Raw genomic sequence first — 16,931 nt, forward strand, 5'->3', positions numbered from 1 at the left:
TCATTAAGTAAATGACTCACCGCAAAATAAAAACAGGTAGCATGTTTAGTACAACATGCGCCTGTCCTTATTAGGTAAATGTTTTACTTGAGGAGTAGAACATCACGAAAGTAAACATAAGGCCCTGCTTACTCTCATAATGTTATATTACGTGTCTAACATTAATTGAAGCTTAACAAATACAAAATCAGCACAAAATAAGTCATCTCAAAGCGTACCCTTCAAGCAAATGAACATTAGGTAAAGTGACAGCGAATGTTGTAAATTCCGTGTCACTCGTGACATTCACTTGTCCTTTATGTAATTGAAGCACTTCCTTCACAATCGACAGACCAATTCCAGATCCTTGAGTTGAATGTGACGTGTCAGCTTGCCAAATCTTATTAAAGATTCGGTCTATATCTTCTGGTGTAATAAACTCGCCTTTATTGCTAATTTTAACGGTTGTATGTGTATCTGTTTGGTTAATTCTTACCTGGATTTCCTCTGCTTCTGGGGAGAATTTAATTGAATTATCTAATAAATTTATCCAGACTTGTTTCAATATTTCCTCATTGGCTTGAATAAATATCTCATCATATCCCAAATCAAATACGATGTCCTTCTTCATCCATTTTTGTTGGAGTAATAGAATCGAACTTCGAATTTGTTCTGATAGGTTAATCCTTGTAATATCTGTTAAAATTGTTTGATTTTCAATTTTGGTTAAATCAAGAATATTAGTAGACATTGACGCTAACCGGTTCATCTCATCGACAATAATCTGTAAGTACTCTTGTTCTTTTTCTTGGGTAATATTCCCTTTCTGCACTAATTTGGCAAAGCCAGTGATTGAGACAATCGGCGTTTTGAATTCGTGTGAGAAGTTATTAACAAAGTCAGAGCGCAACATCTCAGTATTATCTAATTCTTCTGCTAGTCGATTAAAACTAGTCGCAATTTTTTGTCCAATGACATTTTGTCCTACTTCAATCCGGATAGAATAATCACCTTTGGATAATGCATCCATTCCGTTAATTAAATTCGCAATAAAACCCAATGGAATCCCACTCACCATCGCTGCAACTAAGGTACCAATGAAAATACTAACGATACCAAAAAAGGCTATAGGAATAATAATATTCGGGGACGCAAGATGATCTTCTAAATAATCAAAATGATTCAAAGCAAACATGAGTAATCCAACAATAAGCATCGTAATAACTAAAATACCAAATACAATGAGCGTAAAGAAAATCGTTAGAAGTGTTCTTGGTAACAGTCTTTTGTATACTCGATTAGATTGCTTCATTATTTTTTCACCGCGCGATAGCCTAGACCTCGAACCGACTCAATTTCAAAATCATCCCAGTCGCCAAAGCGTTTACGAATACGCGCAATATGAACAGTCACTGTATCCCAACCTGTATCACTATCGACTCCCCAAATCTCATCCATTAATTGAATACGGGTGAAAATTTGACCAGGATAAGATAAAAGTTTGAATAACAGTAGAAACTCTTTCTGTGGTAAGACTTGAATCTCATCCCCTTTCTTAATAGAAAAGTTGTCATAATCCAACGTCACTTCTCCAACTACAATATGACGGTCCGATGCAATCTTCGCCCGCCTTAATAATGCTTTAATCCGAAGCAACATCTCCTCTTCCTCCACTGGTTTTGTCATATAATCATCAATCCCAACCAGGAAACCTTGCTTCTTATCCGCTGGCAATTGTTTTGCAGAAATCATTAAGATAGGAAGATCATCGTGCATATCGCGGATAATCTTCGTGAACTCATACCCATCCATATTAGGCATCATAATATCCACAATCGCTAAATCAATGTGTTGCTTATCCAAAATATCCATCGCGTTTTCGCCATCTACAGCAGTATGGACCGAATACTGCTCATCTTCCAAGACAGCTCGCATCAGCTGGCGCGCATTTTTATTATCGTCAACCACTAAAATTTGAAACATATCAATCACCTCACCTTCATTATAAACAGTTTTATTAAGTTTTGGTAAACATATGAGTGAGAAGTTTATGGGATTGAGGGGAACTTCCACAGGATGGGATGGGATGCGGATGGAGTTCTTAATTCGCACTTATTAGTTGTGGTATATGCGAATTAACCGTATTTCACACTTACCAATCGCCATAAGTGCGAATTAACCATATTTCGCATTTACCAATGTCTATAAATGCGAATTAACCGTATTTCACATTTACCAATCGCCATAAGTGCGAATTAGCCGTATTTCGCACTTACCAATCGCCATAAGTGCGTATTATCCGTATTTCGCACTTACCAATCGCCATAAGTGCGAATTCCAAATAAAATACCCTCTTGATTGTAGGCTTTACTTTCAATCGTCAAAATCGCTTGATTGGGATTTGACTTTGATGGGGCAATGTCTTTAATTGTACTCAGGACATAGATTTCATCCGCAGGTCGTACTGGTACTTTCCACTTAACGGATGCACCCGTGCCAATAATTCCTTCCGCAATGTGCACACTTTCTACGATTAACCGCATCATAACCCCACTAACATGCCAGCCACTCGCACTCAAGCCTTTAAAGAAGGTCTCCTTCGCTAATTCATTATCTAAATGAAAAGGCTGAGGATCAAATTGTTTGGCAAATGCTTTAATCTCTTCCTCTTCAAAGACATGAGTCCCACACTTATATCCATCACCAATATGCAGATTATCCAAATACAGTTTAGTCATTTTGACACTTACTTCATTTATTCTTTAATGTAAAAGCCATTTTATCCTAAGCTACTTTAGAATCATCTTCAAATAATTAGTTCACTCCCATTATAAAATATATTTATGAATAGTCTTGTTATTTAAGTGAGGGTGTGATAATTTTAAATAGAGAGAACGCTTACAGTTCATTTAAATCACTAGGAGGAATTAAAAATGAGTCAAACATTTAATGTTGAATGGGATTGGATTACGAAGTTTGTGACTGATGTTTTTATGGCGTATGGAATTCCAGCAGAAGACGCTGAGATTTGTACAGATATACTGCTTGCATCAGACCGAAAAGGGATTGAGTCTCATGGGGTCAACCGGTTCAAGCCGATCTATCTAGACCGAATCAAAGACGGAATTCAACATCCTGAGACGAACTTTGAAGTTGTGCGTGAGACACCAACGACAGCGGTAGTTGACGGGAATGACGGGATGGGACAAGTGATTGGGTATAAAGCAATGCAGATGGCGATTGATAAGGCTAAAGAATTTGGGATGGGGATGGTCGCTGTGAGAAACTCAACGCACTACGGTATTGCGGGTTACTATACAGATATGGCTGCTGAAGCGGGGTGTATTGGGATGACTGGAACGAATGCGCGTCCATCGATTGCGCCAACCTTCGGAGTCGAGAATATGTTAGGGACGAATCCCTTAACACTAGGCTTTCCAACTGATGAACCTTTCCCGTTCTCACTAGACTGTGCGACGTCGATTAGTCAACGCGGTAAGATAGAATATTATGCTCGAGTTGGACAAGACACGCCAGAAGGTATGGTAATTGGACGGGACGGTAAGGCGATGACCGATTCACCTGAGATTCTTGAGGCATTGGTAAAAGGCGAAGCAGCTTTAGCACCACTCGGTGGAATTGGCGAGGAACTCGGTGGGTACAAAGGGTATGGTTATGCGACATTCGTTGAAGTCTTATCAGCGGCTCTACAACAAGGAAACTTCTTACATATGCTATCTGGTATTGGAGATGATGGCGAGAAGCAGAAATTTCACTTAGGACACTTCTTTATTGCGATTGATACAGAAGCGTTTGTTGGCTTAGACAGTTTCAAGAAAACAGCCGGAGATATCTTACGCGCACTCAGAAATTCACAAGTCGCTCCTGGTGAGGAACGCATCTATACAGCTGGAGAAAAAGAATACTTAGTTTGGCAAGAGCGTAAAGAAACTGGCTTACCGTTAAACGAAGCTGTTCAAAAAGAGATGATTGCGATTCGAGATGACTTAGGCTGGTCGGACTATCCACTGCCATTTGAATAAAAATAAGGGGTCGGAAGTATGCCTTCCAACCCCTTTTATATGTTATTTAACCGCATTGCGTACACTATCCGCAACAATTTCTGCCACTTTTGGATTAAAGGCATCAGGTATAATATTTTCAATACTTAATTCCTCATCTGGAATCACCCGAGCAATTCCTTGTGCCGCCGCAATCTGCATCTCATCGGTAATATCACGGGCACGGGCATCTAGAGCACCGCGGAAAATCCCAGGAAATGCGAGAACATTATTAATTTGGTTTGGGAAGTCACTTCGTCCTGTTGCGACGATGAAAGCACCGCCCTCTTTCGCTTCATCTGGCATAATTTCAGGTGTTGGATTTGCCATCGCAAAGATGATTGACTTGTCGTTCATAGATGCAATCCATTCTTTCTTCAATACACCTGGAGCTGACACTCCTACAAACACATCCGCCCCAACTAAAGCATCTTCTAAAGTTCCTTGAAGCTTTTCTTTATTTGTGCGACCTGCGAGGTCTTGATGACGTTCAGCCAATTCAGGATTATCTGAAGAGATAATTCCATCAATATCACATACAACAACATGTTGAACGCCAGCTTTTAATAATTTATCGGTAATCGCCGTTCCGGCTGCTCCCCCGCCATTTACAACAACTTTCACTTTGTCTATTTGTTTATCTGCGACTTTCAACGCATTGTATAAAGCGCCTAAAACAACAATCGCTGTTCCATGTTGGTCGTCGTGGAATACTGGAATATCTAGTTCTTCTTTCAAACGTCTCTCAATTTCAAAACAGCGCGGTGCAGAAATATCTTCTAAGTTAATACCTCCAAATGAAGGTGCGATTGCCTTAACATGTGAGATAATCTCTTCAACATCTTGCGTGTCTAATGAAATTGGAACAGCATCCACACCTGCGAACACTTTGAACAAGGCAGCTTTCCCTTCCATCACTGGAATCGCAGCTTCAGGTCCAATATTACCTAAGCCTAATACAGCCGAGCCATCGGTCACAACCGCAACCAAGTTACGCTTCGACGTATACTTATAAACAGCCTCTTTATTTTGGGCAATCGCCGAACTCACGGCCGCCACACCTGGTGTATACGCAACTGATAACTCTTCCATGTTAGTAATCGCAACTTTTGGAGTAACTTCAATCTTACCGCCTAATTCTTCGCTCATCTTTAATGCTTTTTCTCTTACATCCACTCTATATCGTTTCCTTTCTTTGACTTATTTAATTTACCACTGGGCGTTCTCTAATTCCGACTCCGTCCAAGGATATGGCGCAACGGATATTTTTTCGCCTGTATCTGGGTGAGTGACTGAGACGATGTTGGTTGTTTTATTATACATATGACCAGGTACATTTATATAGAAATGCCCCGTGGAATCTGCTTGAGTTGTTTCAATCATTCCTCCAGCATAACCATTTAAATTTTGGACAGTGACTTCAGCATGTGGATACGTAAAGCCTTCCATATAATCTTGTTCTATAAAATAACGTTCCAACGTCAAGTATCCAGAATCATGAGCAAGCGCAGTTGGTCGATATTCATATACATCCAACGTATTTTCAAATACTACTTGACCAGTCTCATTTAAAACCCTAACCGTTGGAGGTGTCCCAATTGTAATATCTAAATTCAATGAGAAATACCCCGATGAATCTGGTGTCGCTGTGACTGTGTTTGAATACTCTCCGCTGTATACTTGTTGCGTATAAGCCTCCACGGAATAACTCGGTGGAATGAACCCAGACACAACATTCTCTTGCGTAAAGACTGGCTCAATCGCAATCGATTCACCATCTCCAACCGACGTCAGCACCCAAGTTACAGGCGGCACATCTTGTCGTCTCGGTGATAATATCCGCCAATCATAGGGTAAAGCCCAGTTGGATGACGTTTTGGAAGTCGCGTTACCCGTCAACGCTTCAAATGATTCAAGTGTAAAATGTTCAGGGTATTCATTTTTCGGATTTTCTAAATCCCATTTAATCAAACTTAATGAGCCGCTCTTATTATAGAAGAAGTAAAAAATATAATCTGTTCGGTGAGCCGATAATTCTTGTACGACGACACTTGTGTTCACCTTCACAGTTCTCGCGATCTCGTCCGATGGATAGACAGCAAATTCTTGAGTCACATTATCTTGTAACGTACCATTGTATTGTCTAATATTTTTGAGATGAGTTTTATGTGCATTATATTCATTTTCATTAATAACTAATGTGCCATCTTTATTCTCAACAACAAATACTTCATATCCATCGCGGTAGAAGGTCATCTGATCAGGTAATTCATTAAAGTCTACGGCATAAGGATATAAAGTTTCGTACTCACTCTCGTCAGTGTGAGTATCGAAATATCTTTGTAAGTAATCCAGAACCATCAGACCTTGTCCTGTTGAATGGTTACCTTCTATCCCGTAACTAGATAATGAGTGCGTTGCACCTGTATCAAGTATTGCTGCTTCTTCTTCCGCTAGATATGCATCCACCTCTTCATAGGTAAACGTCTCTGTTATCCCCATCCGCAAATTTTCAATAATTGCCTCCCTTTCCTCCTCAAGCGTCTTTGCATGCCCTACTTCGCTATGAGAAAAGATAAGCAATAAACTAAATGCTAACACTACCTTCATCAGTTTCTTTATCATCGTTACCCACCTTTATTGTATACTCATATAAAAATTATATATATAGCTAAATTATAGCATGTCAAAAAGACCTTTAGCTAATTATTCACTATATATGCAAAAAAGAAACAAAGAAGCTAGCTTTTCCTTAGCCTTCTTTGTTCCTTTTTAATGATATCCTTTATTTAATGACCGCACCTGATTCTTTATCGAAAAAATGCCCTTTATTCATGTTGAAAGAAACCTCTAATGTATTTCCGGCTTCATGGTAATCTCTTGAATCAACTACAGCCACATATTCTGCTCCAAACACATCTAAGTATAATATCGATTCAGCTCCAGTTAATTCGGATACAATGACCTTTGGTTCAACAATAGTGTCCGAACCAGCTTCTAAAGCAATTTGTTCGGTTTGTATGTCTTCTGGACGAATTCCAAAGAGTAATTTTTTTCCATCATAACCTCGTTCATTTAAAGTATTTCTCATAGGTTCTCTTACTACGAGATCTAAGCCATTGCCATCTGAGATTCTACCATCTTGATATGTTACTTCATTAATGTTCATAGCTGGCGAACCGATGAAGCTAGCTACGAACGCGTTATTAGGAGCGTTATACACTTCAAATGGTGTTCCAATTTGTTGAATGACTCCATTATTCATAATGACAATTCGATCAGCTAATGTCATCGCTTCTGTTTGATCATGCGTAACATAAATCATCGTCGCTTCTAGTTCATTATGTAGCTTAGCGATTTCTTTTCTCATATGAACACGAAGTTTAGCATCTAAATTCGATAATGGCTCATCCATTAAGAAAACTTTTGGATCTCGAACAACAGAACGACCTAAAGCGACACGTTGTCTTTGACCTCCTGACAGTGCAGCTGGTTTTCTATCTAATAATTCAGTAATTTGTAATAATTCGGCTGCATGTTCTACACGCTCTTTAATTTCTTTTTTTGGTGTTTTTTTTAATTTTAAACCGAAAGCCATATTATCAAACACCGTCATATGAGGGTACAAAGCGTAGTTTTGGAATACCATTGCAATATCCCGGTCCTTAGGAGGGACATCATTTACAACCCTGCCATCAATGTACAATTCTCCATCAGTTATTTCTTCCAAGCCTGCAATCATACGTAAGGTTGTTGATTTCCCACAACCAGAAGGCCCTACGAATACAATAAATTCATTATCTTCAATGTCTAAGTTAAAGTCAGTTACTGAATAATTATCAGCATTTTCATATTTTTTATGAATACCAGATAAGTTTATCTCTACCACATTAAGATCTCCTTTACACTTTTGTCCTTTTGCTCTTTTCTTCTGCAAGTCAAAGCATTCACGCTTAATTAATCAATCTTACTTAACGTTACTTGTTTATTCTCATTGGACTTACTTAATATCTCAATTGTATTGGCTGGCTCATGAAAATAAACCGTGTTACTCATTGTTTTTCCATTTGCAAAAAGCTCAATAGATGATGCATCAACAAGTACTTCAATTGTATTCACACTATCGATATCCATTGTTCGTTCATGAGTATAAGTTGCTTCCCCTTTAATATCTGGGTTCACATTTTTTCTTGAAATTGAAAGAACCTGGTCTCTAAGTTCGATTGAGAAGTATTCTTCTTGATCATTGCGAATATTTACTGATAAATCAGTTAAATCAGTTTGGGATTCAATCTTTAGATAGTTGAACTCATTGCTATTCATCGTATGCTCTTCTTTTACATTTTTCTTTTCATATACTGTTGTTAATCTATCGTAAAATTCGCTTGGAATCTCTTGGACTAACTTGTTATCTTTTACAGACAACACTCGCGGAAATGTCATCATTCCTGACCATCCATGTCTTTGTTCATCCAAGATATTAGTTCTACCCCACATTTGTTGCCAAGCAACAATAATTCGTCTACCTTGATCATCGAAACAAGTCTGTGGAGCATAATAATCCAATCCTTGATCGATTTCATGATAATGGTTTATCTCAAATGACAGAGTTTCCCAATCCACCTTCCCAAATATAGCAATAGAAGAGTTCAGATTCTGATACTGGCTTCCTTCTTTTGGCATATTCATTGGACTTAAGACGAGTACGTCTTCTCCGTCGATTTCAAATAAATCAGGACACTCCCAAATATTACCTAACTGGTCATTTCCTTCAAGCAGTACTGATGCTTTGGACCATTCAACTAAATCTTCTGAAGAAAAGATGAATATTTGTCCTTGTGTTTGCTCGTTTGTTAATGTTTTTGAAGCTACAACTGAATAATATATCTCTCCTCGCTTGAAAACTTTAGGGTCTCTAAAGTCGACCGTTGTGCCTAATTCACCTAGATTAGATTGACCAATGACTGGGTTATTCACATGTTTTTCAAACGTTATGCCATCTGTTGATGTAGCAATACATTGGACTTGATTAACGATTCCATTCTCTTCGTATACACCTGTATACATCAGCACAAGTTCCTCATCAACGACGATAGCAGAACCGGAGAAACACCCATCTTTATCATATGGTTGATCTGGAGCCAATGCTATTGGGAGGTATTCCCATTCAATTAAATCTTTTGATTTAGCATGACCCCAGTGCATTGTATCCCATTTACTATCATATGGATTTGCTTGATAAAAGAGGTGATATTCACCTTCAAAATACACAAAACCATTTGGATCATTCAACCATCCATATTCTGGAGCTAAATGATATTTAGGTCTAAATGTTTCAACCATATTTAATTTATTCTCTTTAACAAATGTGTTCGCTTTTTCTAATAGATTCATTCTTATTCCTCCGCATTACTAAGATATTGTTCGTAATTTCTTTCATAAATTTCCATTAATTCTGGTAAATTTAATCTGTCTAATTCTTCTAAATACGTGTTCCATTCTTCATCGGTTACACCACCAATAATCCATTCTGCACGTTTTTGTTTAACGTATGGATCTAAATCTGCAAGTATTTGATCTAATCTAGCAGAATCTTCATTATTCATAAATACTTGTGGGTAGTTATAATCATTTTCAATAAATTCTAAATAATACTCATGCATCAAATCAAGTCTCCATTGGGCATCATCAGGTGATGTTGTATAGACACCATAGTATTCATCTAACACCGCTAATGGTCCACTCGCTTCAGTTCTTTGTCTTAGTTCCCCTGGTGCAGCTCCTTCTAAATCAGCATGTTGTAACATAGGTTCTCCAGCTTCGTTTGTTCCCAAGGTGAATATGTTTTGTTGCTCTTCATCTCCATAAGTACCCCAGTTATTTTGGACTGATTGAAGAGGTGCATACATCTGATCTGCCCATTTCGCTGTTAATTCTAAGTTTTGATTAGCGCTAGTAATAACAAAACGCCCTCTGTGGAAACCAAAATTATTTGTTCTAGTTATTTTTTTATCTCCGTCGGGCCTTTCTAATACTGGGAGTACGTCATAACTATCATTTGAACCAGTTATATTTGCTTTATCCCATGTAAAATACACACCGTATCGCTGATCATTCCCTTTTGAAACATACGCATTCCAGTCATGCTCAAATGCCTCATTATCGATTAAGCCTTTTTGGTATAGTTCACCAAAATACTCAATCCCTTTACGATATGCTTCATCATCTGCCGTATAGTTTAGTGTATGGTCATTATTAACTACTAAGTGATTATCATTGTCCCCATCACCACCAAAAGCTGCCATTAATATTTTGAAGTCTTCATTTCCACCCTGATCAATGAAACTCAATGGAATCTCATCAGCTTCACCATTTCCATTCGGGTCATCATTTTTAAAGGCTTCTAAAACAACCATTAAGTCATCTGTGGTTTCAGGCATCTCAAGACCAAGGTTATCTAACCATTCAACATTAATCCAAGCCATTCCATTAACAGTATGAATAGACTCCTTACCTTCTCCTAATTCTTCAATCCATGGGAATGAATACATATTCCCATCTGGGGCAGTCGCTAATTCTTTGTATTGAGGATATTTTTCATAGATGGCATTTAAATTAGGCATAAATTCTTCTACCAAGTCATTAACTGGAACGATCACCCCATCTTCAGCCCAAGATAATAACTCTTGATCACTTGCAGCTGAATTAAACATGGCATCAGGTAAATCACCTGCCGCAATAGCTAGGTTACGTTGTTCAGCGTAATCATCAACAATATTATTCCATTCAATATGGACTCCTGTATCTTCTTCTAATCGTTGGAATATTAGCTTTTCATTTGGATCAGATGGTGCTAATGGTGATGAATTGGTCATTAAATTTAAAGTAACCTCTTCTTGTAATGGGAATTCAATATTTTCTAATTCATAATCTACTGCTGAAGTGCCTGAACCTCCACTGTTACCACATCCTGCTAATATAAATGACGCTGTAAGTAAAGATGCTCCTAAAATAAATTGTTTTTTCTTCATGTCTTTTTTCCTTTCGTATATAATATTAAGAAATATTTTTTTACTTGAATTAACCTTTAATAGAACCTTGCACGACACCTTCTTCAAAGTATTTTTGAAAGAAAGGAAACATAATAAGTAAGGGCGCACTTGAAACAACAATTGTTGAATATTTGATGAGTTCTGCTATCTTCTGCATTTCAGCCATAGCAGTTTGAGCACCAATCATATTAGATTGAGGCTGATTTTGTACTAATATTCTTCGCAGTACAAGTTGTAATGGTTCTAATTCAGGACTGCTAATATATATCATTGCTTCAAAGTAACTGTTCCACATCCCCACAAAAGAATATAGAAACACTACAAACATGATGGGTTTACTTAAGGGCAAAATCATTTTAATAAAAATTTGGATATCATTCGCTCCATCAATTTTTGCTGCTTCCATCATTTCATCTGGTAATCCTCTGACAAACACCGTTGCAAGTAATAGATGCCCAACAGATAAAGATCCTGGCAGTATCAAGGCCCATGGAGTATTTAACATACCAAGATTTCTAATTAGTAAGTAAGTTGGAACTAAGCCTCCTCCGAAAAACATCGTTATTCCGAAGAAAATCATTAATGGCTTTTTAAACATCAAGTCTTTTCGACTCAATGGATAAGCTGCCGTCATTGTGACTAAAACATTCATAACTCCAAAACCAAGTGAGTATAAGAATGAGTTAACGAACCCTCTTAATATTGATGAATCAGCTAATACTCGAGAATAACCCTCTAAAGTCCAATCACTCGCATTAAAACTTATACCATCATTAATTAAGACTGTTGGGTCCATAAAACTAGCTGCTAATATATAGATAACAGGCAATATAATTGACGCAACAACTAGCATGAGTAGAAGTGAATTGATTATCTTAAACAATCGATCTCTACCGTCATAAGCTAAGGTTTTCATTTTGCGACCACCTTTCTATTATTCATTCTGTTAATAATTAGTGTTGTAGCTAATAGTAATACTAGATTAATCGCAGTATTGAATAAGCCTATAGCTGTCGAATATGAATAGTCTCCAGATTGCAGTCCAACTTTATAGACATACGTATCAATTATTTCTGAGGTTGGAAGATTCAAGCTCGTCTGCATTAGGTAAGCTTTTTCATACCCCAAGTTCATAATTCCACCTACCGATAGGATTAAGTTAATAATAATCAGTGGCTTCATTGTTGGTAATTCAATATATCTAATCTTTTGTAAGATCGTTGCTCCATCGATTTCTGCTGCTTCATATAGCTCTGGTGGTACTCCAGATAACACAGCCGTATAGAGTAATGAAGCCCATCCCATACCCTGCCAAATTCCAGAGAAAATATACAATGATCGGAATGAACCTGGATTGGTTAGGAAATTTGGTACATTCATTCCTATTGATTCTAAAATCGAGATAATCGGCCCGGAAGAAGAGAACAGCAAGAATATAATTCCGACAATAATAACGGTCGAAATAAAATTCGGCATATAAAGTATGGTTTGTAATGTACTTTTTATTTTTTGCGACATAATCTGATTAAGCATTAAGGCAATAATTATAGGTGGGAAAAACCCCCATAGAAGTCCATATATAGATAACTTCAACGTGTTTTCTAATAACCGTGAGAAATTGGGCGACGATAGAAAGTTTCTAAAATGCTCCAATCCAACCCACTTACTTCCAGCGATACCTAGAATAGGATTGTAATCTTTAAAAGCTAAAACAATTCCATACATAGGAAAGTATTTAAAAATCAATGTGATTAATACCGCAGGAATCATTAGCATTAATAAATACTTCTGGTTGTTAAGTTTAGTCAAGAACTTATTTCTTTTTTTCGTATTTTTTACTTGCGTCACATTTTTCACTCCTTAATTTGAAACGTTTCATTTTTATATGAAGAACAATTAATTTTATTAATTAGTTGTTCCTCCTTCCATAAACTTGATTGGAAGATTTCTTTGTTCTTTATATTCTGGATTTTTAATTTGCTTCATTAATATTTCAAACGCATTATACGCTATTTCTTTAACAGGTTGAACAATCGTAGATACTTGATAATCTCTTTCGCTACTCAATTTAATACCATCAAAACCAATCAATTGATAATCAACTAAGACTTCCTTATTCATATCCTTTAATTTATCTATAATGTCTAAACCTACAAAATCATTAATAGTGAAGATTCCGTCGATTTCTGTATATTTACTCATCATTAACTTCAAATCATCCGTAAAATCATTATTTGGTTCCAATAAATCGATGATATGATACTTGATTTTATTCTCTACACAATATGATTCAAATCCTTGACGTCTTTTCATCGTTTCGTTAGACATCAAATTATGAGATCCAACAAATAATAATGTTTTTGCTCCTTTTTCATAAAGTGTTTGAGCAGCTAATCTTCCCCCTTTAAAGTTATCACTCGATACGATACTGATATCTTTATTAAAGTGACGGTCAATACTAACAAATGGAAGAGAACTTTCTATATAAGAATCGATATCTCTATAAGTTATAGCAATAATTCCATCAACTTTGTTTTTTCTTAACATTTTAATGTAATTTAATTCAGTTTCTTCATTGTTATTTGAATTACATAAAAAGACATGATAGTCATTTGCTTCCGCAATTTCTTCTAGATAAAAAGCAATCGAAGAAAAGAATGGATGCCAAATAGTTGGTAGAATTAAAGCAATTGTATTTGTATGATTTAATTTAAAGCTTCTAGCTAAATTATTTGTTTCATAATTTAGTTCTTCCACAGCTGAGATAACCTTATTATAGGTGGATTTTTTAACTTTTATCCCATTAAATACATTACTAACACTACCAACACTAACCCCTGCTAGTTTAGCTACATCCTTCATCGTTGCCATGTTTACCCTTCTTTCATTCGTTATTTTCTGCTTTTTCGGCTAATTTATAACAACCTTTTAGCGCAGCCTCATCCCCTAATTTAGGCATTACGATATATGTCTTAATATCGTCAATGTCTAAATAATTTCCAGCTAATTCTTGATACTGATTTTGAACTTTTTCTAGTAATAATTCCTTATTCATGACACCACCACCAAGGATCACTCGCTCAGGACGTAAGGTATACGTTATATTATACACTGCTTGAGCAATATAGTATGCCTCAATATCCCATTCAATACTGTTAGTATCTAAATCTTTCCCTTTGACTCCCGTTCTATGTTCAATTGCTGGTCCACTTGCTAACCCTTCCAAACAAAAGTCATGATAAGGGCAATTTCCGCTTTTTTCTGCGCTACTATGTGGATGAACAATCATATGTCCCATCTCTGGATGGGATGCTCCTCCAATGAATTCACCATTTTGAATAGCTCCTCCACCAACACCCGTTCCAATCGTCACATATACAATACTAGATAGGTCCTCGCCATGTCCGAAGTGATACTCACCATTCGCAGATGCATTAACATCCGTGGTCCAATACATAGGTATATTAAATACTGACTTTAATGTTCCTAAGAAATTGAAATCTTTCCATAATAGCTTTGGTGTATTTGTAATGAATCCATACTTATCAGAATTAATATCACTATCAATTGGCCCAAATGATCCAATCCCTATACTTGAGATTTCTGCTTTATATTTATTGAAAAAATATATAACTTGTTCTAAAGTTTCCTCAGGATTTGTTGTTTCTATACTTATTTTATCCAAGGTCTTATATTCTTTGTTTCCAACTGCACATACAAATTTCGTGCCCCCAGCTTCAATAGCCCCATACAACATTTAACAGCCCCCTTAAAATTTGAAACGTTTCATATTTTTATTATAGAATATTATTTAATTAAGTCAAGGACTTTTGTAAGGGATTTCATTTCTGTTTATCAATGTGTGTTTACAGAAAAATTAAGTATCGTTGATAAATTCTTTTTTTGAAATTTTTAAGTTTAAGTTAGCCACTACTAAAAAATAATGATGGGAATAAAAAGGTGAATCAATTTACGTTCATTCTTACTCCTTCCCATTTTAATTCCTTATAATAAAAAAACGATTGAAGATTTTTTAACTCTTCAATCGTTTAGATATTTTTAATCGGTATCACAATCACTCTACTTTGCCAACACAGCTTCCTTAAACTGAACATTCCCAATCGGATCTGGGATTAGTCCATCCAGATAATCCTGTGTTACATATGCATTACTATAGAAATAAACGGGTATTGCTGGCATCTCTTCCATAAATAACGCCTCTGCTTCAAGAAGATATTCAGTACGTGTCTCTGGATCCGTTTCATTCGCTGCTTTATCTAATAATTCTTTAAATTCTGCATTCTCCCATCCCGTATCATTGCCTCCAGTATCAACGGTTTCGAACATCCCTAAAAATGCGGTCGCATCATTATATCCTGGGCTATATCCCATACGCCCTACTTGATAATCTAACATCGCCATACTCTCCATATGCACTTGCATCTCTTTATTGTCCATCACCGCATTAACACCAAGGTTTTGTTGCCATCCTTCTATAATATATTGGGTCACAATTGAATGAGACTCATTACTATTAGATGATACTTCAAAACTAATCTCACTTGGGTCAGATAGTCCTAACTCTTCCATCCCCACTGCTAAAAACTCTTGCGCTTTAAAGTAATCAGCAACATTCAATTATCCAATTGGATTAGCCCTAACAATCCCTTTATCATTTTTTGTTTTCTTATCTTATAGTTCTTACTACATTCTCCACAGTCCGGCTGACATTCACTCCCGCATCTTCAACCAATGCCTCTAACGTACTCGCCCCCGGAGCCGTGCCAAACACCGCGTCAATGCCTTCTGAATACAACTCTTCGATTCCTTCGCCTATCTTCCCAACTACCGCAATTACTTTTGCTTTGGGGCTCACTTCATTCATTGCTTGAGCAACGCCATACGGTGTCTTGCCAAACTTTGTTTGAAAATCCATAGCGCCCTCACCTGTTAAACACAGATCAACACCTTTTGCCTTCGCTTTAAAGTCTGAATACTCAATCACAATATCAATCCCGCGCTTGAGCTCTGCTTGCGTAAAAGCGAGTAAGCCCGCACCTAATCCACCAGCTGCTCCAGCCCCTGGTAGATGGATGACATCACGCCCGATATCGCGCTTAATGACCCTTGCATAGTACTTTAGATTCGCATTTAGTATATCAATCATCTCAGCGGTTGCGCCTTTTTGAGGCCCAAAAACACTCGATGCACCGTCTGGCCCACATAATGGATTATTCACATCCGATGCGACGATAAAGGTAACATCTTTCAACTTAGGGTGAACTTGTTCCACTCCGATCCGGTCCAACTGGTCCAACGCCCCACCACCGAATTCAATCGGCGACCCGTCAAACTTTAATAATTCATAACCTAACGCTTGTGCCATACCTGCACCTCCGTCATTCGTCGCCGAACCACCTAAGCCAAGTATAATCTGAGTAATACCACGGTTGATTAACTCAACAATCAACTCGCCCGTACCATAAGTTGTAGTTACCAGTGGATTTTGAGTCAAAGCATTCACATGATGTAAGCCACTTGCTTCAGCCATCTCAATCACACCTGTTTTACCATCACCTAATACCCCATAAGTCGCGGTAACTGGGTTCCCTAAAGGTCCTGTGACTTTTGCTTTTAATAACTCCCCATTCGTCGCATCCACTAGTGATTGAACCGTTCCCTCGCCCCCATCGGCCATCGGAACTTGAACAATATCAACATCTGGTAAGACGCGCCTAATTCCCTCTTCCATTGCTTTGCATACCTCTAATGCCGTTAGACTTCCCTTGAACGAATCAGGTGCGAGTAATATTTTGTTGATCATAAGTAACCTCCTTTT

Annotated in this window: 15 protein-coding genes; 1 reads left to right on the plus strand and 14 read right to left on the minus strand. The window is 37.3% G+C overall.

Annotated elements, in window-relative coordinates; genetic code table 11:
- Nucleotides 1-202: 202 nt before the first annotated feature.
- The 3 genes from HYQ40_05415 to HYQ40_05425 form a co-directional block, all read right to left on the minus strand.
- Nucleotides 203-1,291, minus strand: a complete 1,089-nt coding sequence (locus HYQ40_05415) for a HAMP domain-containing histidine kinase (protein MBZ6527210.1) — start codon at nucleotides 1,289-1,291, stop codon at nucleotides 203-205.
- A complete protein-coding gene (locus HYQ40_05420) occupies nucleotides 1,291-1,962 on the minus strand; it encodes a response regulator transcription factor (protein ID MBZ6527211.1) in 672 nt (223 codons plus the stop codon). The genes HYQ40_05415 and HYQ40_05420 overlap by 1 nt, the downstream gene beginning before the upstream one ends.
- 329 nt (nucleotides 1,963-2,291) lie before the next feature.
- Entirely contained in the window at nucleotides 2,292-2,717 is a 426-nt protein-coding gene (locus HYQ40_05425) for a MaoC family dehydratase N-terminal domain-containing protein (protein ID MBZ6527212.1), read from the minus strand.
- 195 nt (nucleotides 2,718-2,912) lie between these two features.
- Here HYQ40_05425 and HYQ40_05430 point away from each other — a divergent pair, with 195 nt between their 5' ends.
- Nucleotides 2,913-4,022: an Ldh family oxidoreductase gene (locus HYQ40_05430; GenBank protein ID MBZ6527213.1), complete on the plus strand. Its 1,110-nt coding sequence runs from the start codon at nucleotides 2,913-2,915 to the stop codon at nucleotides 4,020-4,022.
- A 42-nt stretch (nucleotides 4,023-4,064) separates the two neighbouring features.
- Here the strand turns inward: HYQ40_05430 and HYQ40_05435 are convergent, their stop codons facing one another.
- From HYQ40_05435 to HYQ40_05485, 11 genes are all read right to left on the minus strand, one after another.
- Nucleotides 4,065-5,189: an NADP-dependent malic enzyme gene (locus tag HYQ40_05435; GenBank protein ID MBZ6527214.1), complete on the minus strand. Its 1,125-nt coding sequence runs from the start codon at nucleotides 5,187-5,189 to the stop codon at nucleotides 4,065-4,067.
- Nucleotides 5,190-5,249: 60 nt separating this feature from the next.
- Complete coding sequence (locus HYQ40_05440) at nucleotides 5,250-6,665, minus strand: hypothetical protein (protein MBZ6527215.1); 1,416 nt, start codon at nucleotides 6,663-6,665, stop codon at nucleotides 5,250-5,252.
- A 160-nt stretch (nucleotides 6,666-6,825) separates the two neighbouring features.
- Entirely contained in the window at nucleotides 6,826-7,929 is a 1,104-nt protein-coding gene (ugpC, locus tag HYQ40_05445) for a sn-glycerol-3-phosphate ABC transporter ATP-binding protein UgpC (GenBank protein ID MBZ6527216.1), read from the minus strand.
- Between the two features lie 68 nt (nucleotides 7,930-7,997).
- Nucleotides 7,998-9,434 (minus strand): glycoside hydrolase family 32 protein, encoded by a 1,437-nt coding sequence (locus tag HYQ40_05450; protein MBZ6527217.1) that lies wholly within the window; start codon nucleotides 9,432-9,434, stop codon nucleotides 7,998-8,000.
- A gap of 2 nt (nucleotides 9,435-9,436) precedes the next feature.
- Complete coding sequence (locus tag HYQ40_05455; GenBank protein ID MBZ6527218.1) at nucleotides 9,437-11,071, minus strand: extracellular solute-binding protein; 1,635 nt, start codon at nucleotides 11,069-11,071, stop codon at nucleotides 9,437-9,439.
- 49 nt (nucleotides 11,072-11,120) lie between these two features.
- The gene (locus tag HYQ40_05460; protein MBZ6527219.1) at nucleotides 11,121-12,008 is read right to left on the minus strand and encodes a carbohydrate ABC transporter permease; all 888 of its coding nucleotides are present in this window, start codon (nucleotides 12,006-12,008) and stop codon (nucleotides 11,121-11,123) included.
- Entirely contained in the window at nucleotides 12,005-12,868 is an 864-nt protein-coding gene (locus HYQ40_05465) for a sugar ABC transporter permease (GenBank protein MBZ6527220.1), read from the minus strand. Before HYQ40_05465 ends, HYQ40_05460 begins: the two co-directional genes overlap by 4 nt.
- Before the next feature lie 129 nt (nucleotides 12,869-12,997).
- Nucleotides 12,998-13,963: a LacI family DNA-binding transcriptional regulator gene (locus HYQ40_05470; GenBank protein ID MBZ6527221.1), complete on the minus strand. Its 966-nt coding sequence runs from the start codon at nucleotides 13,961-13,963 to the stop codon at nucleotides 12,998-13,000.
- A 13-nt stretch (nucleotides 13,964-13,976) separates the two neighbouring features.
- Complete coding sequence (locus tag HYQ40_05475) at nucleotides 13,977-14,849, minus strand: ROK family protein (protein ID MBZ6527222.1); 873 nt, start codon at nucleotides 14,847-14,849, stop codon at nucleotides 13,977-13,979.
- Nucleotides 14,850-15,172: 323 nt separating this feature from the next.
- On the minus strand, nucleotides 15,173-15,730 hold the full coding sequence (locus HYQ40_05480) for a hypothetical protein (protein MBZ6527223.1): 558 nt from the start codon (nucleotides 15,728-15,730) through the stop codon (nucleotides 15,173-15,175).
- 49 nt (nucleotides 15,731-15,779) lie between these two features.
- Complete coding sequence (locus HYQ40_05485) at nucleotides 15,780-16,916, minus strand: glycerate kinase (protein ID MBZ6527224.1); 1,137 nt, start codon at nucleotides 16,914-16,916, stop codon at nucleotides 15,780-15,782.
- Between the last annotated feature and the right edge of the window lie 15 nt (nucleotides 16,917-16,931).

Source organism: Aerococcaceae bacterium DSM 111021, assembly GCA_020112395.1.
Taxonomy (GTDB): domain Bacteria; phylum Bacillota; class Bacilli; order Lactobacillales; family Aerococcaceae; genus Ruoffia.

What these genes read in the sequence shown, in the direction of transcription:
- HYQ40_05470 (MBZ6527221.1), bottom strand. Translation starts at nt 13,963, where the DNA reads ATGGCAACGATGAAGGATGTAGCTAAACTAGCAGGGGTTAGTGTTGGT.
- HYQ40_05440 (MBZ6527215.1), bottom strand. Translation starts at nt 6,665, where the DNA reads ATGATAAAGAAACTGATGAAGGTAGTGTTAGCATTTAGTTTATTGCTT.
- HYQ40_05455 (MBZ6527218.1), bottom strand. Translation starts at nt 11,071, where the DNA reads ATGAAGAAAAAACAATTTATTTTAGGAGCATCTTTACTTACAGCGTCA.
- HYQ40_05460 (MBZ6527219.1), bottom strand. Translation starts at nt 12,008, where the DNA reads ATGAAAACCTTAGCTTATGACGGTAGAGATCGATTGTTTAAGATAATC.
- HYQ40_05450 (MBZ6527217.1), bottom strand. Translation starts at nt 9,434, where the DNA reads ATGAATCTATTAGAAAAAGCGAACACATTTGTTAAAGAGAATAAATTA.
- HYQ40_05435 (MBZ6527214.1), bottom strand. Translation starts at nt 5,189, where the DNA reads ATGAGCGAAGAATTAGGCGGTAAGATTGAAGTTACTCCAAAAGTTGCG.
- HYQ40_05425 (MBZ6527212.1), bottom strand. Translation starts at nt 2,717, where the DNA reads ATGACTAAACTGTATTTGGATAATCTGCATATTGGTGATGGATATAAG.
- HYQ40_05475 (MBZ6527222.1), bottom strand. Translation starts at nt 14,849, where the DNA reads ATGTTGTATGGGGCTATTGAAGCTGGGGGCACGAAATTTGTATGTGCA.
- HYQ40_05485 (MBZ6527224.1), bottom strand. Translation starts at nt 16,916, where the DNA reads ATGATCAACAAAATATTACTCGCACCTGATTCGTTCAAGGGAAGTCTA.
- HYQ40_05415 (MBZ6527210.1), bottom strand. Translation starts at nt 1,291, where the DNA reads ATGAAGCAATCTAATCGAGTATACAAAAGACTGTTACCAAGAACACTT.
- HYQ40_05430 (MBZ6527213.1), top strand. Translation starts at nt 2,913, where the DNA reads ATGAGTCAAACATTTAATGTTGAATGGGATTGGATTACGAAGTTTGTG.
- HYQ40_05465 (MBZ6527220.1), bottom strand. Translation starts at nt 12,868, where the DNA reads ATGCTAATGATTCCTGCGGTATTAATCACATTGATTTTTAAATACTTT.
- HYQ40_05420 (MBZ6527211.1), bottom strand. Translation starts at nt 1,962, where the DNA reads ATGTTTCAAATTTTAGTGGTTGACGATAATAAAAATGCGCGCCAGCTG.